Source organism: Mycobacterium sp. NGS34 (genome assembly GCF_059812845.1).
The window spans coordinates 369,057-387,345 of the sequence record NZ_JCALDM010000001.1; the positions used below are offsets into that span (position 1 = coordinate 369,057).

An 18,289-nucleotide genomic window follows, 5' to 3' on the forward strand; every position below is an offset into this window, starting at 1 on the left:
CTCCTTGTCGCCATGCGCTGTCGACGCGAGGCAGGCAGTATTTCGCTACGCCAAGTAGCGTAACTCCTCACAGTATTCGTCGCGGAGGAACCAGTCAATGACGCTGTCGCTGATCAGCGCGCACCCGCGAGGCATCAACCCTGCCCCGGAAGATCGGTGCGTTGGTAGGTTCTGGAAGTGCTCTTCGCGGCCCTGCGCGACATGCAATGGAAAAAACGGCGCCTGATCATCACCGTCGTCAGCACCGCGCTGATCTTTGGAATGACACTGGTCATGACCGGACTGATGAACGGATTCCAGGTCGAGGCCCGCGGCACCGTCGATTCCCTGGGCGTCGACGCGTTCGTGGTGAAAAACGGCGCGGCCGGGCCGTTCCTGGGGTCGACACCATTCCCCGACGTCGACCTTGCCCGCATTAGAGCTTTGCCCGGCGTCGCGGCCGCGGCCCCGCTGGGCTGCGTGGGGACGATCATGAAGGAGGGCGGGACAACGCGAAACGTCACGGCGTTCGGCGCCCCCGAGCATGGCCCCGGCATGCCGCGAGTCTCGGAGGGTCGGGCGCCGTCGATGCCGGACGAGGTCGCGGCGTCGAGCGTGCTGGGCCTGCACGTCGGCGACACCCTGGAGGTTGGCGCACACGTATTGCGGATCGTCGGCATTGTGCCGAACTCCACCGCGCTGGCGAAGATCCCGAACATCTTCCTCACCACGCAGGGCCTGCAGCAGGTGGCGTACAACGGGCAGCCGATGGTCACGTCGATCGGGGTCGTCGGCACACCCCGACACCTGCCGGACGGCTACCAGACGTATGACCGGGCGGGTGCCGTGAAGGACCTGGTACGCCCGTTGCATGTGGCGGTGACTTCGATCTCGATCGTCGCCGTCTTGCTGTGGATCGTGGCGGCGCTGATCGTCGGATCGGTGGTCTACCTCTCCGCGCTCGAGCGGGTCCGCGACTTTGCGGTGTTCAAGGCGATCGGCACGCGGACGCGATCCATCATGGCGGGGCTGACCTTGCAGGCGCTGGTCGTTGCGTTGCTCGCGGCTGCGGTGGGCGTCGGGCTTGCGCAGCTGATGGCACCGCTGTTTCCGATGATCGTCGCGATCCCCGTCGGCGCGTACCTGCTGTTACCCGCGGTCGCGATCGTGGTCGGCCTGTTGGCCAGCCTGGCCGGGCTGAGGCGCGTGGTGGCCATCGATCCGGCGCTCGCGTTCGGAGGTCCTTAGCGGTGGGCGATCTCAGCATTCAAAACCTCGTCGTCGAGTACTACAGCGGCGGATACGCTCTGCGGCCGATCAACGGCTTGAACCTCGATGTGACGGCGGGGTCGTTGGTGATCCTCCTCGGGCCCAGCGGGTGCGGGAAGACCACGCTGCTGTCCTGCCTCGGCGGCATACTGCGGCCAAAATCGGGCGCAATCAAGTTCGACGACGTCGACATCATCACCCTCGACCGCACTGCGCTGGCGGACTATCGGCGCCACAAGGTGGGCATTGTCTTCCAGGCGTTCAACCTGGTGCCCAGCCTCACGGCCCTAGAGAACGTAATGGTTCCGATGCGCGAGGCCGGGATGTCGCGCCGGGCCGCGCGTGAGCGCGCCGAGGAACTCCTGACGCGGGTCAACCTTCAAGAGCGAATGAAACACCGCCCGGGCGACCTGAGCGGCGGGCAGCAGCAACGCGTGGCCGTCGCCCGCGCGATCGCGCTGGATCCACCGCTGATCCTCGCCGACGAACCGACCGCGCACCTCGACTTCATTCAGGTGGAAGAGGTGTTGCGGCTGATCCGCGAACTCGCGGACGGGGATCGTATTGTCGTGGTCGCCACCCACGACTCCCGGATCCTGCCGATGGCCGATCGCGTCGTCGAGCTGACGCCCGATTTCCCCGAGACGAACAAGCCGCCGGAAACGATAGAGGTCAAGGCCGGCGAGGTGCTGTTCGAGCAGTCGACGATGGGCGAGCTGATCTACTTCGTGACCGACGGTGAATTCGAGCTCGTGCGCGAATTGGCTGACGGCGGTGAGGAATTGGTGAAGGTCTCCGGACCCGGAGACTACTTCGGCGAAATCGGCGTGCTGTTTCACATGCCGCGCGCGGCGACCGCGCGTGCCCGCACCGACGCGACCGTCGTCGGCTACACGGCGCCGGCGTTCCGTCAGCGGCTCGGTGAGGGGGGCATCAGCGACGTGATCAAGCACCGCAAGGTTGCCGCCGAGTGAGTTGGTGCTACAAACAACTCTCCAGTGCCGCAATGGTTTCCAGGTCGTCGAGCGCCGCCACACCGCGGCGCAGGCCTTCCATGGCGATGCCTTCGACCTGCATTCCGCCCATCCCCGCGGTGATCAGCGGGGCCACATACGCGTAGAGCGCGCCCTGCCGGTAGCGCCGCCACAGGTCGTCGCGGTCGAGGTTGGGTCCGCCGGCCGCCGCCAGCGCGCGTCGGTAGTCGTCGAGCAGGTCCCGTTGGGTCGCGACGCGGTCTTCCGGGGTCAGGCTGGTGATCAGCGTGTACGCCAGCTCACGCGAGGGGTGGCCGCGCCGCACCGCCTGCCAGTCCAACAGCCCGGCTTTGCCGCCGTCGAAATACATGTTGCCGGGGTGCGCGTCGCCGTGCATGACGGTGTGCGGGGGCGTGTCGATCAGCGCCGCGACGGCTCGGTAGTTGTCGGCGATGAAGGTTCCGTTCTCGACGGGGATTTCGGTGCGCCCTGCGAGCCGCTTGATCGAGGCGTGCATCAGCGAACCGGTCAACATGGACGTGACGTCGCCCGACGGGGTGTATAGCCAGCCCAGCGGGCCGCGGCGGTCGTGCGGGAGGCGGTCCCAAAAGGTGGCGTGCAGATCGGCCAGCAATTCGACGATGAGGCTGGCCTGGTCGGGGGAGAGCGGGTGCAGGGTGTCGGGAAATTCGCACGACTCGGCGGGCAGGTCGTCCAGAACCAGCAGGTAACGGCCCGTCCAGGTGTCGAAGGCCGCGCCGTAGGCCTGCGGAACGCCGTGCAGCTGCGGGGCCAGTTCGTTGTAGAAGCGCACCTCGGTGTGTCCGAGGCGCCCGAGCTCGCCCATCAGTCGGGTGGCGGCCGTTTCGGCGGCGACCTTGACGAACACCGACTCGGGAACGTTCTTGCCGGTCAGCACAAGCCGGGCCCGCGACGAGGTCCCCGCGTCGCGGTCGAGCACACGGACGGACCTGACGGTGGTTCCCATCAGCTTGGACAGGACTCCGGCGTCGATGTCAGCGACCGTGCGGGGCAACCCCAGCCGGGGGCCCACTACGGCGTCGGCGGTCACCCGGCAGACCCCCTGGCCCAGGTGAGCGGCCAACCCGACGAGGGAAAAAGCTTGTTCCGCAAGGTTTTTCATGTGCATCCGTCCTGGTTCGGGATCCCCGTACCGGCGGGAGGGGTCACTCAACCGGTGCGGGGTCCCGTCAGACAAAAATAACTGAACGTCTGGACATCAGACAATACACGATTATTGTCTGATTTGTGGCACCAGGGCACGCACCACGAACTGCTCGACGAATTGGCGTTTGTCGGCGGTCGGGCGACACCGCCACGACGGGCCCAGCAGGAACAGCGTCGCGGTGTGCAACCACTGGACGATCGAACGAAAGTCGAGGTCGTCGTAGAGGCGCCCCGCCCGCTTCCACTGGTTCAGCAGCGGTTCGTAGTGCCGCAGCAGCAGCTCCACGAAGGGTTCAGAGCCCTTCTCGAGGGCCGCGGCCACCGCGGTGCTCTCCGCGGCGAACATCGCCTCGTTCAGCGGATTGCCGGCCACGGACTCGACGCGCGCCAGCACCATTTCGGGCACCGACCGGACCGGATCGTCGGGCGCGGGCAGCGAGCGAACCATATCGCCGAGCGCCTTGTCCACGCGCATCAGCATCAGACCGAGCAACACGTCGTCGCGTCCGGGGAAGTACCGGTACACCGTCGACCGCGACACCCCGGCTTCGTCGGCCACCTCGGCCATCCGGAACTGAGAGTTCCCGCGGCGGACGATGCAGCGCCCCGCGGCGTCGAGGATCCGCCTGCGGGCCTCCTCGTCGTCGAGGATCGCGCGGTCGGCGCCCCACCACCGGCTCGGTTCCATGGCGCCGATGGTACGGGATACGTTGTGCTGCTTCGGTATCTGATGCCGTCGGCAACCGCAGCAGGGCCGATAATCCTCGAATCCCGTTGCGGCCCCGGCTATTAACCGGCCAGAGAGGGAAATGATGGGCTATTCCGCCGCCGACGAGTCGTTCACCCACCAGCTCCCGACAACCTTCGACCGGGTGCACCACACCGATCCGACATGGTCGGACCGGTGTTACTTCTTCGCCGCATCGCCGGATGGCACCATGCTGTTGGCCAGCGGCTACGGCAACAACCCGAACACCGGAACCGCGCTGGGATACGTCAAGGTCAGCCTCGCCGACGGCCGGCACTGGGATCTCCTGTCGGGCCGGCCCGTGACCGGCGCCGACCGCGCCGACCTGCGCGCCGGCCCGATGAGTTGGACCTGCGTCGAGCCGCTGAAGAAGTGGAGACTCGACGTCGAACCCAACAAGTCCGGTGTCGAGTGGGAGCTCTACTACGAGCCCACCGCCCCGATGTGGGAGCTGCTGCCGATGAAGGTGCGCGACCCGGCCGGCCAGACGCTGGCCGACATGTATCACATGAAGGAACCCGGGCGATGGAGCGGCTGGGTCACGATCGGCGGCGAGCGGATCAGCGTGGACGGGTTCCACGGCGGACGTGACCGCACGTTCGGCGTGCGCGTCTCGGACAAGATCGACTTCTGGCTGTGGCTCGACGCCGGATTCGACGACCGCGCCATCGAAGCCTGGGTCATCGAATCCTCCGATGGCACAGTCAAATACGTTGACGGCGGCATCACCCACGCCGACGGGACGCTGTCGAAACGATTCGTCGCGATCGAGCACGACGTGCAGTTCGACCGCAACAGCAAGCGACCCGCCCGCGCCACACTGGTCTTCACCGACGAGGACGGCAAGGCCTACCGCGTCTTCGCCGACGCCGCCCACCAGGAAGTCAACGCCTACTACGGGCTGCCGATGGCGCACTGCCAGTACGAGGACCTGGGCGGCGGCGCGTACTTCATCCATTTCCTCTGGGACAGCACCAATTCCGAGCAGCTGGCCGAGACCGAGGGCAAATCGATGGCACTCGACCAGCTGATGCGTTTCGAGATGGACGGCGACATCGGTTGGGGCGTCTTCGAATTGCTGCTCGGCGGGCAGGGCTACCGCCGCTATCCGAACTGGACCGCGATGGACATGTCGGCCTTCACCCAGGACAAGACGCCCGTCGACCGGCTTGCCGCGGAAGACGATCGAGTCCACCAATGACGCTGGACGCCAAGCTGGAACAGCGGTTGACGGCCTGGCTGCGCGCGCAGGTACCGGACGCCGACGACGTCCGGATCGAAGGGCTGGACCGGGTGGACTTCGGGCATTCGGCCGAGATGATGATGCTGAGCGTCGTCACCCGCCGAGGCGACCGGGACAGCCGCCAAGACGCGGTGCTGCGCCTGCGGCCCAAACCGCCCGCGCTGCTCGAGCCCTACGACCTCGGGCGGCAGTTCGCGATCCTGCGGGCCTTGGCGGGCTCTGCGGTGCGTGTTCCGCGGGCGCTGTGGCTCGAAGAAACCGGCGACGTGCTCGGACGACCCTTCTTCGTGATGGAACGGGCGGCCGGCCACGTCTATGAAATGGAGGCGCCGGCCGGTGTCGCGGATTCGACCGTGGTGCGGATGTGTCAGAGCCTGGTCGAACAGCTCGCGGCGATCCACACCGTCGACCTGGCGCAGACCGGGCTCGAGACACTCGACGACGGTGGCGATCATCTCGATCGCGAACTCGACCACTGGGCGGCGGAGATGGACCGGGTCAAGCGCGACCGTCTGCCCGCCCTGGAACGGCTTCAGCAGGCGCTGCGCGCGGACCAGCCCGAGCCATGTCCGAAGGTCACGTTGGTGCACGGCGATGCCAAGCCGGGCAACTTCGCGTTCTCCGACGGCGAGGTCAGCGCGGTGTTCGACTGGGAGATGACGACCGTCGGCGATCCGCTGACCGACATCGGCTGGCTCGAGATGTTGTGGCTGCAGCCCGTCGGCCTCAACACCCACCCCGCGGCGCTACCCATCGACGCGCTGCTTGCGCACTACGAGTCGGCCAGCGGAATCACGGTCCGCAACCGCGCGTGGTACCGCGCGTTCAACGCCTACAAGATGGCCGTCATCTGCCTGATCGGCGCGATGCTGATCGAGGATGGCCACAGCGACGACCAAAAACTCGCGCTCGCCGCCTACGGCACCTCGCTGTTGACCAAGGCCGGCCTTAGCGAGCTGGGCATCGACGAACCGCTCGACGACGGTCCCGTCCTGCCGCGCGACGAGCGCATCCAGCGGGTCCTGGAGGCCGCTACGTAGGGCGCGTCAGCCGTGCCCTGACTGGGCTGAACTGTCGGCGACGCGGCACAGCGCGCCGTCGAGCGTGCTGTACAGCGACAACACGTTGTCCAACCCCATCAGCTTGATCGGCCTGCTGGTGGCCGGCCCATTCGCGACGACCGCGAATCGGGTGGGCGGCGCGACGTCGGCCTGCGCGGACACCAGGACCGTCATCCCCGCCGAGGCCAGAAAATCCACTTTCGACAGGTCGACGACGAGCCCGGCGGGTCCGGTGGCCAGTTCGGTGGTTATCGCCTCGGCGAGCTGCGGCGCGCTGAGCATGTCGACTTCGCCCGAGACGGTGAGCACGACCGTCTGGTCTACCTGGCGTTTTCCCACCTCGAAGGCGATCGGATCGGCCGAATCGCCGGATTGTTCGGTCATGGTTTATCACTCACATTCGCCCGTGCGGGCCCGAGAAATCAACAGCTATTGCCAAGCCGGGGCTGTTGACTCAACCCGCGTAGCACGCTTTGTCGAGGAGAAACACTCCATCGATCCTGCGCCGCTAGGCGGTGGCGCAGCCGCACGTGATCATTAGATTCTAAGCCACGGGCAACCGATGTCGCCGCTCCGGTGTCTGGCGGCGCCTTGGCAACATTCGTTGTCAGTAGGCGAACACCGAACGAATTCCGGCGACCCGACGTGGTCGCTATGTGCGCGATGGTCGACGCCAGTGTTGCGCACGGCAGCCGGGGGTGGATGAATTGCGTTCACCGAGTGTCGTTCCCAGGCTGCGCGGCTTGGCCCGGAAAAGCAGGAAAGGACGGTGGGTATGGAGGCCGGTGGTCAGGATGGCGCCCCGGACGACGAAGGGGACGTCGCCAAGCCCGAACATCCCCGCCGCCTCGCGCTGAATCGGCGGACCGCGCTGCTCGGCATGGGCGCCGTCGCCGGTTTCGCGGCGGTCGACGTTGGCGGTTTCGCCTATGCCGGCGGCTGGCTGCGGCCGGACACGCTCACTCCGCCCCGGTTCGCCGATCGTTTCGAACGCATCTACGGCCGCCACGACGGGTTTCGGCGAAACCATGCCAAAGGACTCAGCGCCACCGGGTCCTTCGCGAGCAACGGGGCGGGCGCGGCCATTTGCCGGGCCGCGGTGTTCCGGCCCGGCACGGTTCCCGTCGTCGGCCGGTTTTCCCTCGGCGGTGGCCTGCCGGATCAGACCGACAAGCCCGACACCGTCCGCGGCCTCGGACTGCTGTTCGACGCCGGCGGCCAGCAGTGGCGCACGGCGATGGTCAACGTTCCCGTCTTCACCGACAGCACCCCGCAGGGGTTTTATGACCGGCTGCTCGCGTCCAAGCCGCTGCCCGACACCGGCAAGCCCGACCCGCAGAAGATGGCCGCATTCCTCGATCGCCATCCCGAAACCGTCGCCGCGATGAAAATCATCAAGCAGTCACCGCTCAGCCCGGGGTTTGCGGACAGCACGTTTTACGGGCTGAACGCTTTCTGGTTCACCAACGGCGCCGGCGCCACCGTTCCGGTGCGCTGGTCGGTGGTGCCGCAGGACGCCGGCGGGGGCGGGGCGCCGCCGCACGGCAAGGACTACCTGTTCGACGACCTCATCCGCGCGGTGGCACAGCGGCCGCTGACGTGGCGGCTGATCCTCACGGTCGGCGAGCCCGGCGATCCGACCCACGACGCCACCAAGCCGTGGCCGCAGTCGCGCCGGACCATCGACGCCGGCACCGTCACCATCGCCGCCGTGCAGACGGAGGAAGCGGGCAACGCGCGCGACATCAACTTCGACCCGCTGGTGCTGCCCGACGGCATCACCGCATCGGACGACCCGCTGCCCCCGGCCAGATCGGCCGTCTACGCGCGCTCCTTCACCCGCCGCGCCGAGGAGCCCAAGTCGCCCAGCGAGGTCAACGTGGCCAAGGTGCTGTCATGACGGGCACCGCAAGCGAAACCACCAGCGCCCGGCCGCGTTTCGCCCTTCCCTCGCGAATCCTGCACTGGTTGATGGCGCCGATGGTCATCGTCCAGCTGCTGATCGGGGTGACCATGATCGCTTCGCTCAGCTACTACCCGCTGCTGCTGGCGATCCATCGCCCGCTGGGCGTGTTGATCTTGGTCTTCGCCCTGGTGCGCCTGGCGAACCGGCTCACCCACCGGCTGCCCCCGTTCCTGGCCACCATGGGACCCCTCGAACGCCGCGTCGCCTCGTGGTCGGAGTACCTGCTATACGCGCTGCTGCTCGTCCAGCCGCTGGTCGGGTGGGCCATGCTGTCGGCGGCGCGGTTTCCGATCACCCTGGCCGGGCCGCTGCGCCTGCCCGGCATCGCGCCGCACGACCTCGATCTATACGCCGTGCTTCGGCAGGCCCACAACGTCTTCGCCCTGCTGCTCTTCCTGACGTTCACCGCCCACGTCTGCGCGGTGTTGTTTCACACGCTGGTGCTGCGCGACGGGCTCCTCGACCGGATGGCGGTGTGGCCAACCAAACGCCGGGCCCGGCAGCAGGACGACACCATGGCGTGACGGCCGGGCCGTGCGAATATGACCGACGTGACGTACGAGAAGGACCTGACCGGCCTGGTGGTCATCGACCCGTACAACGACTTCATCTCCGAGGGCGGCAAGGTGTGGGACCGCCTGAAGGGCGTCGCGGAGGCCAACCAGTGCGTCCCGCACATGCGCCAGGTCCTCGATGCCGCCCGGGCGGCCGACATCCGCGTCTTCTATGCGCTGCACCACCGGTACCGGCCCGGCGACTACGAGACCTGGAAGTACATCGCGCCGATCCAGCGGGCCGCGTGGTCGCGCAAGACCTTCGAATACGCAAGCTGGGGCGGTGAGCTGCACCCCGGCTTCGAGCCCCAGCCGGGCGACATCGTCGCCCAAGAGCATTGGTGTTCGAGTGGTTTCGCCAACACCGACCTCGACCTGCTGCTGAAGAGGCACGGCGTCCGTCGGCTCATCATGATGGGACTGATCGCGCACACCTGCCTCGAGGCCACGGTCCGGTACGGCGCCGAACTCGGTTACGAGGTCACCGTGGTCAAGGACGCGACCGCGAGCTACTCGGACACCGAGATGCGCGCCGCGCTCGAGGTCAATATCCCGAACTACGCCAGCGCCCTCCTCACCGCGGACGAAGTCGTCGACGCGCTGAAGTGACGGCGGTGATGACCTGCCTGCTCGTGCCCCGATCCGACGAATATGATCGGCACCCGACAGTGCCACGAGGGAGTGGGGAAGTTCCATGCCGAACCAGCAGCAAGCCGACCGGATGACGTCGGGCAAGGGGTTCATCGCAGCGCTCGACCAGAGCGGCGGCTCGACACCCAAGGCGCTGCGCCTATACGGAATTCAAGAGGACGCGTACTCCTCCGAGGAGGAGATGTTCGACCTCATCCACCAGATGCGCTCGCGGATCATCACCTCCCCGGCGTTCAACGGCGACCGGGTGCTGGCGGCGATCCTGTTCGAACAGACCATGGACCGCGACATCGAGGGTGTGCCGTCGACCACGTATCTCTGGGAGACCAAGGGCGTGGTGCCGATCCTCAAAATCGACAAGGGCCTGGCCGAGGCGTCCGACGACGTGCAGCTGATGAAGCCGATGCCGGGGCTGGACGAGCTGCTGGAGCGGGCCGTGAGCAAGGGCGTCTTCGGCACCAAGGAACGGTCGGTGATCGGCGGGGCCAACGCGGCGGGCATCGCCGCGATCGTCGCCCAGCAGTTCGAGGTCGGCCACCAGGTGCTGTCGCACGGCCTGGTGCCCATCCTCGAGCCCGAGGTCACCATCTCGATTCCGGACAAGGCCGAGGCCGAGGGCATCCTGCGTGATGAGATCACCAAGCAGCTCGAGACCGTGCCCGACGGGCAGCGCGTGATGATCAAGCTGAGCCTGCCGACCGAGGTCAACTTCTACCGTCCCCTGATCGAACACCCGAAGGTGATGCGGGTGGTCGCACTGTCCGGCGGCTACTCTCGCGAAGAGGCCAACGAGCTGCTGGCGAAGAACACCGGACTGATCGCCAGCTTCAGCCGCGCGCTGACCGAGGGGCTTTCGGCCGACCAGTCCGACGAGCAGTTCAACGCCACGCTGGACAAGTCGATCCAGTCGATCTACGACGCGTCCGTCGCCGGCTGAGCCCTGCTCTAGTAGCGGTGATTGGCCATGGGCGGCCTGCCCTGGCCGGCGTCGCCGTCGTCCGACACCAGCGCGGGCACCATTTCGCTGGTCACCAGCCCCTCGTGCCGAGTGAGTTCGTCGACGACGTCGAAGCACTCCGCGATGTTGGCCGGGGTGTCGATGACGATGGTGACCGCCGGGACGCGACGCCGCAGCGACAGCAGCTTGTCCCCGTGCGGGCGGTGGTCGCCGTGGTAACCCCAGATGCCCCGCACCACCGTCGCGCCGTCCGGCGATTCACGCTGACGAAGCCGCTGGACGATCGCGCGGTGAATCGGCACGCCGTCATGCAGCGCCGACTCGGAGGTATAGACCATGAGCTTCTGCCACAGGGGCAGACCGTGCTCGTCCACCCCCGGCAGGGCGTGCGGGCGTTCCAGCAATTCGCCGTCGCGCTTACACACGCGGACCCGTTCGATCGTGAGCATGGGCCGGCGGAGCAGCTCGCCGAGCTCCGGCAGCACCCGCGCGATGCGATCGCCGGACCCGACCGCGACGATCATCATGGGGACGTCGGCGTTGCGACCGACAAAGCGCGCGCGTTGCCGCTGTCCGTGGACGAGGCCGTCGACGCCCAGGAATACCGATGCGCCGGCGATGCGGCGCCGATGCAGCAAGTCGCAGGCCGCGACATAGGCCGGCATCCCGCGGACGCGTTCCTTGCGGCCGAGGTAGATCGTCAGCTTCACGGCCTCGCGCAAATCGTCGGGAAGCTCCGGGAGCTTGACGTCGTCGCGTAGCAGCCGTGCGCGCTCCAGCGTGACCAGGCCACGCTGTTTGATCGCCAGCACCGGGTCGATCAGCGCCTCGATGGTTTTCCGGGTGTCCACGGCGACGATCACCACCGGTGGGTCCTCCGACAGCGTCAGCGACTCATCGGTTCGCAGATGGCGGCCCGTCCCGAATCCGCCGATGCCGCGCAGCACGACGCTGCTGGCGACGCGGTGCTGTTGGTAGAGATTGAGCAGCACGTCGGAAACGAAGCCCTCGCCCGTCCGTCGGCGCTCCGCCAGATAGGCGCTGAGCTTGAGACAGTCTTCGTCCACGCCCGCTCCCGTCGCCGTGCGGAATTTTACCCAGCGGATCCAGCGCCGCCCGGATTGGGGACCAATTCCTCTGCTGCGGCACGGCGACGGCCGTTAAATTGGTGTGTGCCTTGATGATTCGCGACATCGCCGTTACGCGGACGTTAACACCATGTGGCCGCAAAACCACGAAGGAGTCGTCGTGCCCAGTGAGCGCATGTCCGGAACTGATGACATGCGGCGACTCGCCGGTTTGCTCGACCGGGTCGACGGGTTGTTGACCAGCTTGTCCGAGGCCGAGCGCTCGTGGGCGGAATGGTTGAGCACCGTCGCGCCCGAGCATCGGTCGAGCGCGCGAAACCTGGTCCACTACTGGGCGATTCGCCAGTCCGATTTGCGGGAGCTGCAGACGGATCTTGCGGAGTTCGGGCTTTCATCGCTGGGCCGCAGCGAATCGCACGTTCAGGCCACGCTTTCGGCGGTGCGCTCGGCCATCTCGGCGATCGTGGAGGGACGGTGGGAGCCGCCTCCGCCGTCGGTCGTGCCCATCGGGCGGGGACCCGAGATACTGCGGCAACACACGGTGGAGCTGCTGGGCCCGCGCCCGCCGCACCGGGCGACCCGCATCATGGTCACGTTGCCGTCGGAGGCCGCGACCGACGCCGACCTGGTGCACGGGCTGGTGCGGCGCGGCATGAACATCGCGCGGATCAACTGCGCACACGACGACGCGGCGGCGTGGCGCGCGATGGCGCACCACGTCCGGGACGCGGCCGCCCACGCGGGCGAATCCTGCTTGGTGGCAATGGATCTGGCGGGACCGAAGCTGCGCACCGGCCCGCTGGAGCCCGGGCCCCGTGTCACGAAACTGCGTCCGCGAAGAAACGCCCTCGGTCAGGTCGTCGCCCCGGCGCGTGCATGGCTGACGTCGACCGAGGAACCGGCCGACCCTCCGCAACCCGGCATGGCGGTGATCGCGGTGCCGCGCCGGTGGCTGACCAACCGCGGCGGCGGCGACGTGCTGGTGCTGCGGGACGCCCGCGGATCGCGGCGCCGGCTCGCGCTCGAGACCGTCGACGCGGCGGGCGGCTTCGTGATGACCGCGCAGCAGACCACCTACCTGGCGACCGGGACGGTACTGCGCGCCGGAGGCGGTGGAAAGCCGGCCGAAGTGGGCCCGCTCCCGGCGAAGGAGCAGAGCCTGGTGTTGCGCGCGGGGGACCTGCTGCGGCTGACCCGCGACTGTGCACCGGCCCGGGTGGACGCCGATCAGCCCGTTCCGCGCATCGGTTGCACGCTGCCCGAGGCGTTCGAGCACGCCCGCCCCGGGGACGCGATCCACTTCGACGACGGCAGGATCGGCGGGCGGGTGGTGTCCGTCGACCGCGACGTGATCACCGTGCGCATCGACCATCCGGAAGAGGGCGAGGCTCGCCTGAAGGCCGCGAAGGGCATCAACATGCCCGACACCGACCTGCCGATCTCGGCGATCACCGACCGCGACGCCGCCGACCTCGCCGCCGTGGTCGAGCTGGCGGACCTCGTCGACATGTCTTTCGTTGGCAGCCCGGCGGATGTCGAGCGCCTGCTGGCCGAGCTCGATCGCCTCGGTGGCGACCACCTGGGCATCGTGCTCAAGGTCGAGACGCGGCGCGCCTTCGAGCACCTGCCGCAGTTGCTGCTCACCGCGATGCGCCGGCCGCGGGTCGGGGTGATGATCGCGCGGGGCGACCTGGCGGTCGAGTGCGGGTACGAGCGGCTGGCCGAGCTGCAGGAGGAAATCCTGTGGTTGTGCGAGGCCGCGCACCTGCCGGTGATCTGGGCGACGCAGGTGCTCGAACAGCTCGCCAAGACGGGCCTGCCGTCGCGCGCCGAGATCAGCGATGCCGCGATGAGCGAGCGGGCCGAATGCGTGATGCTGAACAAGGGCCCCTACCTGCCCGAGGCGGTGACGGTGCTCGACAACATCATGCGCCGAATGGCGCAGCACTACTACAAGAAGAACGCGTTGTTGCGCCCGCTGCGCTCCTGGTCAGCCGCGAGTCCCGAGCGCCTCGACGATGATCCGGGTGGTGCGCTCGGCTCGGCGTCGTGAATATTGTTGCGTCCCAGACAGTATCGGGTACACCACGCCACCGACGATCGCGTCCGCCGCCGACTCGGCGGCCGCCGCATCGATGCCGTCGGCGACCAGCCGGGCCCGCACGCTCTCGTGCAACGGCACGCTGAACCCGGCGCGCAGTTTCACCGCTGTGTCCTCGTGTTCCATGCCGGCGACGGTCAGGATGCGCAACATGGCCGACCCGCGCGCCGTCGTCAGGCTCGCCACGAGCCTGCCCACCCAGCGCACCAGGTCGGCGGACAGGTCATCGGTGTGGTCCACCGACGCCAGGATCTTGTCCGCGTCCTCGAGCATGACGTCGGCGACCAGCGCCGGACGGGTGGGCCACCAGCGGTAGATGGTCTGCTTTCCCACCCCCGCCCGGGCGGCGACCGCCTCGATGGTCAAGCCGTCGAATCCGCGCTCGAGGAGCAGCTCCCGGGTTGCGGTGACGATGGCCGTGCGCGATTTCTCGCTGCGGCGCCTCGGATAGCTCGCCTGGGTGAGATCGGTTGGCATCCCAGTGATCCTCATCTCCCCAGGTCTTTCCGTCGGCCGCCGGGTTGGGCCGGCTTTACATATCCTGACCCGCCCCGTAGTCTGCCACAAGACGAGACGGTTCGTCTTGTAAGGGAAAGGCAGCGGTCTTCGATGGCGTGTCGTCTCAGCCGCGCGGGGTCGCGGTCATGACGCTGGGACTGACCCCGGAGCAGCAGGATCTCAGCGACGCCGTCGCCCAGTTCGCCACCCGGCACGCCCCCATCGCCGCGACCCGCGAGTCGTTCGACGACTTGGCCGCGGGACGGCTTCCGGGATGGTGGGACGCGCTGGTTGCCAACGGCTTTCACGCGGTGCACCTGCCCGAGCGCCTCGGCGGTCAGGGCGGACGGCTCATCGACGCGGCGTGTGTGCTGGAATCCGCCGGCAAGGCGTTGCTGCCCGGCCCGTTGCTGCCCACCGTGACCGCGGGAGCCGTTGCGCTGCTGGCCGATCCGGACCCGACCGCGGAATCGCTGCTGCGCGACCTCGCGTCCGGCCTGCCCGCCGCGGTCGTCCTGCCCGCGGCCGGCGACTTCCGGGCGCGCGCCAACGGCGAGCGCTGGGTGATCAGTGGCGCGTCGGACGTCACCGCTGGTGTGTGTTCGGCGCGGGTGGTCCTGGTCTGCGCCCGGACCGGGGACGACGAGGACGTCTGGGTTCTGGTGGACACCGAAAAGCCCACGGCGGCGGTCGAATCCATGCACGGCACCGACCTGGTGGCCGATGTCGGGATTCTGCGGCTGAGCGAGTACGACGCCGTCGACTCCGACCTGCTGAGCGGGATCGATGCCGATCGCGCGGAGTGCGTCGCCGTCGGACTGGTGGCCAGCGTGATGGCCGGCATCGCACAGTGGTGTGTCGAGGCGGTCACCGCGCACCTGCGCGTCCGCGAGCAGTTCGGCAAGGTGATCGGCACCTTCCAGGCGCTGCAGCACAGCGCGGCGATGCTGCTGGTCAACACGGAGCTGGCCACCGCGGCGGCCTGGGACGCGGTGCGCGCCGTGAATGAGCCCCTCGACCAGCACCGCCTCGCCGCGGGCGGGGCGGCGACGATCGCGGTCTCGCCGATCCCGGACTTGGTGCTCGACGCGCTGACGATGCTCGGCGCCATCGGCTTCACCTGGGAACACGACGTGCACCTGTACTGGCGGCGGGCCATCAGCCTGGCGGGATCGATCGGTCCGGCCAATCGCTGGGCGCGACGGCTGGGGGAGCTCACCTGCACCCAGACGCGCGACATGTCGGTCAATCTGGGTGACGCGGAATCCGAATTTCGTGCCTGGGTCTCCGAAACCCTCGACGCGGCAATGCAGTTGCGCAACGACACGCCCGCACCGCACGGCGACTACCCGGACCAGGCCTCCGGGCCGCAACGCACGTTGCTCGCGGACGCCGGCCTGATGGCGCCGCACTGGCCCGCGCCCTGGGGCGTCGATGCGGGTCCGCTCAAGCAACTCATCATCGACGAGGAGTTCGCCAAGCGGCCCGGTTTGGTGCGGCCATCGCTGAACATCGCCGAGTGGATCCTGCCCTCGGTGCTGGCCGCTGCGTCAAAAGAGCTGCAGGAGAAGCTGATCCCGGCGACGCAGCGCGGCGAAATCCACTGGTGCCAGCTGTTCAGCGAGCCGGGCGCGGGCTCCGACCTCGCGTCGCTGGCCACCCGGGCGACCAAGGTCGACGGCGGCTGGCGGATCAACGGTCACAAGATCTGGACCTCGTTGGCGCAGTACGCCGACCTGGGCGCGCTGCTGGCGCGGACCGACCCCGAAGCCAGCAAGCATCGCGGCATCGGGTATTTCATCGTCGACATGCGATCGCCCGGGGTCGAAATCCAGCCCATCAAGACGGCGACCGGGCAGGCGCACTTCAACGAGGTGTTCCTCAACGACGTCTTCGTCCCCGACGAGATGCTGCTCGGCGGTCCCACCGACGGTTGGAGCCTGGCGATCGCCACCATGGCCGAAGAGCGCTCGGCCATCAGTGGATACGTCAAGTTCGACCGGGCCGTGGCGCTTCGTCGCCTCGCCGCACAACCCGGACCGGATCGCGACGACGCGCTGCGTGGGCTCGGCGAGCTTGACGCCTACACCAACGCCATCCGGGCGCTCGGTGTGCGGGAAACCATCCGGCTGCTCGACGGGCAGGCCTCCGGTCCGGCGTCGAGCATCGCCAAGGTCGCGATGAACGTGTTGCTGCGCCGCACCTTCGAGGCCACGCTGCGGTTGACCGGACAGGTGGCGATGGTCGATGACGCCGACGCCGCGGTCGTGGAACCCTACCTGCACCTGCCCGCCGAGTTGCTCGGCGGCGGCACCAGAGAGATCCAGCTGAACATCATCGCCCAGATGATCCTCGGCCTGCCCCGAAAATAGGACAACCACATGGGATTACGTGGAGAAGCCGCGATCGTCGGCTACGTCGAGCTGCCACCCGAGCGGATGGCCAAGGCCTCGCCGGCGCCGTTCGTCCTCGAGCAATGGGCCGAACTGTCGGCGGCCGCGCTCGAGGACGCCGGGCTGTCGGGGGAAGACGTCAATGGGATCGTGGCGTCGCACCTGGCCGAATCCGAGATCTTCGTGCCTTCGACCATCGCCGAATACCTCGGAGTTGGTGCGCGATTCGCCGAGCTGGTGGACCTCGGGGGCGCCAGTGCGGCGGCCATGATGTGGCGCGCCGCCGCGGTGATCGAACTCGGCATCTGTGACGCGGTCCTGTGCGCGCTGCCCGCGCGATACATCACGCCGACGTCGAAGAAGAAGCCGCGGCGTCTGGTGGACGCGATGTTCTTCGGGTCGTCGAGCAACCAATACGGCTCTCCCCAGGCGGAATTCGAGATCCCGTACGGCAACCTCGGCCAGAACGGCCCGTACGGCCAGGTGGCCACGCGCTACGGGGCGGTCTACGGGTACGACGAGCGGGCGATGGCCAAGATCGTCGTCGACCAGCGGGTCAACGCCAACCACACCGAGGGCGCGATCTGGAAGGACAAGCCGCTCACCGTGGACGACGTCCTGGCCAGCCCGGTGATCGCCGACCCGCTGCACATGCTGGAGATCGTGATGCCCTGCGTCGGGGGCGCCGCCGTCGTCGTGGCCAACGCCGACCTTGCCCGGCGCGCGCGTCACCGGCCGGTGTGGATCAAGGGGTTTGGCGAACACGTGCCGTTCAAGACGCCCACCTACGCCAAGGACCTGCTGCACACCCCGATCGCGGAGGCCGCCGACACCGCATTCGCGATGGCCGGCTTGGGCCGCGAGCAGATGGACATGGTGTCGATCTACGACTGCTACACCATCACCGTCCTGCTCTCGCTGGAGGACGCCGGCTTCTGCGAGAAGGGCAAGGGGATGGAGTTCGTCGCCAACCACGACCTGACCTTCCGCGGCGACTTCCCGCTCAACACCGCCGGCGGCCAATTGGGCTTCGGCCAGGCGGGTCTCGCGGGCGGAATGCACCACGTGTGCGACGCGGCCCGCCAGATCATGGGTCGCGCAGGCGCGGCTCAGGTCGCCGACTGCAACCGCGCCTTCGTGTCCGGCAACGGTGGAATCCTGTCCGAGCAGACCACGCTCGTCCTGCAGGGAGACTGACGATGAACTTCGAGCGGCCGATGCCCGTCAAAACCCCTACCACCGCGCCATTTTGGGACGCGCTGGCGCAGCACCGCATCGTCATCCAGTACTCGCCGTCGTCGCAGAGCTATGTGTTCTATCCGCGGGTGCGCGCCCCGCACACCCTGGCGGACGACCTGGAATGGCGCGAGATATCCGGGATGGGGACGCTCTACTCGTTCACCGTGGCCCGCCGGCCGGTCGGCCCGCACTTCGCCGACGCGGTGCCGCAGCTGCTGGCCATCGTCGAATGGGACGAGGGGCCAAGGTTTTCCACCGAGATGGTCAATGTCGACGCGGCGGGCTTGCGTGTCGGGATGCGCGTGCGCCCGGTGTTCTGCGACTACCCGGAGCACGAGGTCACGATGCTGCGTTACGAGCCGGCCGAGTAGCGCGTCGT

Annotated in this window: 17 protein-coding genes; 12 read left to right on the forward strand and 5 right to left on the reverse strand. The window is 68.0% G+C overall.

Going from position 1 to position 18,289, the window contains the following annotated elements; all coding sequences use genetic code 11:
• Nucleotides 1-177: 177 nt before the first annotated feature.
• Nucleotides 178-1,227 (forward strand): ABC transporter permease, encoded by a 1,050-nt coding sequence (locus AC5Y7V_RS01850; protein ID WP_499878341.1) that lies wholly within the window; start codon nt 178-180, stop codon nt 1,225-1,227.
• A 2-nt stretch (nt 1,228-1,229) separates the two neighbouring features.
• Nucleotides 1,230-2,222: an ABC transporter ATP-binding protein gene (locus tag AC5Y7V_RS01855; RefSeq protein WP_499878342.1), complete on the forward strand. Its 993-nt coding sequence runs from the start codon at nt 1,230-1,232 to the stop codon at nt 2,220-2,222.
• Nucleotides 2,223-2,229: 7 nt separating this feature from the next.
• Here the strand turns inward: AC5Y7V_RS01855 and AC5Y7V_RS01860 are convergent, their stop codons facing one another.
• Nucleotides 2,230-3,366 carry a phosphotransferase gene (locus AC5Y7V_RS01860; RefSeq protein WP_499878343.1) on the reverse strand — a complete coding sequence of 379 codons (1,137 nt, stop codon included), beginning with the start codon at nt 3,364-3,366 and terminating at the stop codon, nt 2,230-2,232.
• 111 nt (nt 3,367-3,477) lie between these two features.
• Entirely contained in the window at nt 3,478-4,098 is a 621-nt protein-coding gene (locus tag AC5Y7V_RS01865; RefSeq protein ID WP_499878344.1) for a TetR/AcrR family transcriptional regulator, read from the reverse strand.
• Nucleotides 4,099-4,222: 124 nt separating this feature from the next.
• Between AC5Y7V_RS01865 and AC5Y7V_RS01870 the strand changes: the two genes are divergently transcribed.
• Both AC5Y7V_RS01870 and AC5Y7V_RS01875 read left to right on the forward strand, forming a co-directional pair.
• On the forward strand, nt 4,223-5,359 hold the full coding sequence (locus tag AC5Y7V_RS01870; protein WP_499878345.1) for an Rv3169 family protein: 1,137 nt from the start codon (nt 4,223-4,225) through the stop codon (nt 5,357-5,359).
• On the forward strand, nt 5,356-6,441 hold the full coding sequence (locus AC5Y7V_RS01875) for a phosphotransferase family protein (RefSeq protein ID WP_499878346.1): 1,086 nt from the start codon (nt 5,356-5,358) through the stop codon (nt 6,439-6,441). The genes AC5Y7V_RS01870 and AC5Y7V_RS01875 overlap by 4 nt, the downstream gene beginning before the upstream one ends.
• Before the next feature lie 6 nt (nt 6,442-6,447).
• Here AC5Y7V_RS01875 and AC5Y7V_RS01880 read toward each other — a convergent pair whose 3' ends face one another.
• Nucleotides 6,448-6,846 (reverse strand): STAS domain-containing protein, encoded by a 399-nt coding sequence (locus tag AC5Y7V_RS01880; protein ID WP_499878347.1) that lies wholly within the window; start codon nt 6,844-6,846, stop codon nt 6,448-6,450.
• A gap of 391 nt (nt 6,847-7,237) precedes the next feature.
• Between AC5Y7V_RS01880 and AC5Y7V_RS01885 the strand changes: the two genes are divergently transcribed.
• From AC5Y7V_RS01885 to AC5Y7V_RS01900, 4 genes are all read left to right on the forward strand, one after another.
• Nucleotides 7,238-8,362, forward strand: coding sequence for a catalase family peroxidase (locus tag AC5Y7V_RS01885; protein ID WP_499878348.1), 1,125 nt, complete (start codon nt 7,238-7,240; stop codon nt 8,360-8,362).
• Nucleotides 8,359-8,952: a cytochrome b gene (locus tag AC5Y7V_RS01890; RefSeq protein WP_499878349.1), complete on the forward strand. Its 594-nt coding sequence runs from the start codon at nt 8,359-8,361 to the stop codon at nt 8,950-8,952. The genes AC5Y7V_RS01885 and AC5Y7V_RS01890 overlap by 4 nt, the downstream gene beginning before the upstream one ends.
• A gap of 18 nt (nt 8,953-8,970) precedes the next feature.
• Complete coding sequence (locus AC5Y7V_RS01895) at nt 8,971-9,591, forward strand: cysteine hydrolase family protein (protein ID WP_499878350.1); 621 nt, start codon at nt 8,971-8,973, stop codon at nt 9,589-9,591.
• Between the two features lie 85 nt (nt 9,592-9,676).
• A complete protein-coding gene (locus AC5Y7V_RS01900; protein ID WP_499878351.1) occupies nt 9,677-10,570 on the forward strand; it encodes a fructose bisphosphate aldolase in 894 nt (297 codons plus the stop codon).
• Nucleotides 10,571-10,578: 8 nt separating this feature from the next.
• Here the strand turns inward: AC5Y7V_RS01900 and AC5Y7V_RS01905 are convergent, their stop codons facing one another.
• A complete protein-coding gene (locus AC5Y7V_RS01905) occupies nt 10,579-11,658 on the reverse strand; it encodes a DUF190 domain-containing protein (protein ID WP_499878352.1) in 1,080 nt (359 codons plus the stop codon).
• 196 nt (nt 11,659-11,854) lie between these two features.
• Between AC5Y7V_RS01905 and AC5Y7V_RS01910 the strand changes: the two genes are divergently transcribed.
• Nucleotides 11,855-13,732, forward strand: coding sequence for a pyruvate kinase (locus tag AC5Y7V_RS01910; RefSeq protein ID WP_499878896.1), 1,878 nt, complete (start codon nt 11,855-11,857; stop codon nt 13,730-13,732).
• Here AC5Y7V_RS01910 and AC5Y7V_RS01915 read toward each other — a convergent pair.
• On the reverse strand, nt 13,670-14,257 hold the full coding sequence (locus tag AC5Y7V_RS01915; protein WP_499878353.1) for a TetR/AcrR family transcriptional regulator: 588 nt from the start codon (nt 14,255-14,257) through the stop codon (nt 13,670-13,672). The two genes, AC5Y7V_RS01910 and AC5Y7V_RS01915, sit on opposite strands and share 63 nt — an antisense overlap.
• 167 nt (nt 14,258-14,424) lie before the next feature.
• Between AC5Y7V_RS01915 and AC5Y7V_RS01920 the strand changes: the two genes are divergently transcribed.
• The 3 genes from AC5Y7V_RS01920 to AC5Y7V_RS01930 are packed head-to-tail and all read left to right on the forward strand — an operon-like array spanning nt 14,425 to nt 18,281.
• A complete protein-coding gene (locus AC5Y7V_RS01920) occupies nt 14,425-16,650 on the forward strand; it encodes an acyl-CoA dehydrogenase family protein (RefSeq protein WP_499878354.1) in 2,226 nt (741 codons plus the stop codon).
• A gap of 9 nt (nt 16,651-16,659) precedes the next feature.
• Nucleotides 16,660-17,868: a thiolase family protein gene (locus AC5Y7V_RS01925; RefSeq protein WP_499878355.1), complete on the forward strand. Its 1,209-nt coding sequence runs from the start codon at nt 16,660-16,662 to the stop codon at nt 17,866-17,868.
• Nucleotides 17,869-17,870: 2 nt separating this feature from the next.
• Nucleotides 17,871-18,281, forward strand: coding sequence for a Zn-ribbon domain-containing OB-fold protein (locus AC5Y7V_RS01930; protein ID WP_499878356.1), 411 nt, complete (start codon nt 17,871-17,873; stop codon nt 18,279-18,281).
• The last annotated feature ends 8 nt before the right edge of the window (nt 18,282-18,289 follow it).

What these genes read in the sequence shown, in the direction of transcription:
- AC5Y7V_RS01915 (WP_499878353.1), bottom strand. Translation starts at nt 14,257, where the DNA reads ATGCCAACCGATCTCACCCAGGCGAGCTATCCGAGGCGCCGCAGCGAG.
- AC5Y7V_RS01900 (WP_499878351.1), top strand. Translation starts at nt 9,677, where the DNA reads ATGCCGAACCAGCAGCAAGCCGACCGGATGACGTCGGGCAAGGGGTTC.
- AC5Y7V_RS01880 (WP_499878347.1), bottom strand. Translation starts at nt 6,846, where the DNA reads ATGACCGAACAATCCGGCGATTCGGCCGATCCGATCGCCTTCGAGGTG.
- AC5Y7V_RS01860 (WP_499878343.1), bottom strand. Translation starts at nt 3,366, where the DNA reads ATGAAAAACCTTGCGGAACAAGCTTTTTCCCTCGTCGGGTTGGCCGCT.
- AC5Y7V_RS01895 (WP_499878350.1), top strand. Translation starts at nt 8,971, where the DNA reads ATGACCGACGTGACGTACGAGAAGGACCTGACCGGCCTGGTGGTCATC.
- AC5Y7V_RS01890 (WP_499878349.1), top strand. Translation starts at nt 8,359, where the DNA reads ATGACGGGCACCGCAAGCGAAACCACCAGCGCCCGGCCGCGTTTCGCC.
- AC5Y7V_RS01885 (WP_499878348.1), top strand. Translation starts at nt 7,238, where the DNA reads ATGGAGGCCGGTGGTCAGGATGGCGCCCCGGACGACGAAGGGGACGTC.
- AC5Y7V_RS01910 (WP_499878896.1), top strand. Translation starts at nt 11,855, where the DNA reads ATGTCCGGAACTGATGACATGCGGCGACTCGCCGGTTTGCTCGACCGG.
- AC5Y7V_RS01870 (WP_499878345.1), top strand. Translation starts at nt 4,223, where the DNA reads ATGGGCTATTCCGCCGCCGACGAGTCGTTCACCCACCAGCTCCCGACA.
- AC5Y7V_RS01875 (WP_499878346.1), top strand. Translation starts at nt 5,356, where the DNA reads ATGACGCTGGACGCCAAGCTGGAACAGCGGTTGACGGCCTGGCTGCGC.
- AC5Y7V_RS01930 (WP_499878356.1), top strand. Translation starts at nt 17,871, where the DNA reads ATGAACTTCGAGCGGCCGATGCCCGTCAAAACCCCTACCACCGCGCCA.
- AC5Y7V_RS01920 (WP_499878354.1), top strand. Translation starts at nt 14,425, where the DNA reads ATGACGCTGGGACTGACCCCGGAGCAGCAGGATCTCAGCGACGCCGTC.
- AC5Y7V_RS01925 (WP_499878355.1), top strand. Translation starts at nt 16,660, where the DNA reads ATGGGATTACGTGGAGAAGCCGCGATCGTCGGCTACGTCGAGCTGCCA.
- AC5Y7V_RS01865 (WP_499878344.1), bottom strand. Translation starts at nt 4,098, where the DNA reads ATGGAACCGAGCCGGTGGTGGGGCGCCGACCGCGCGATCCTCGACGAC.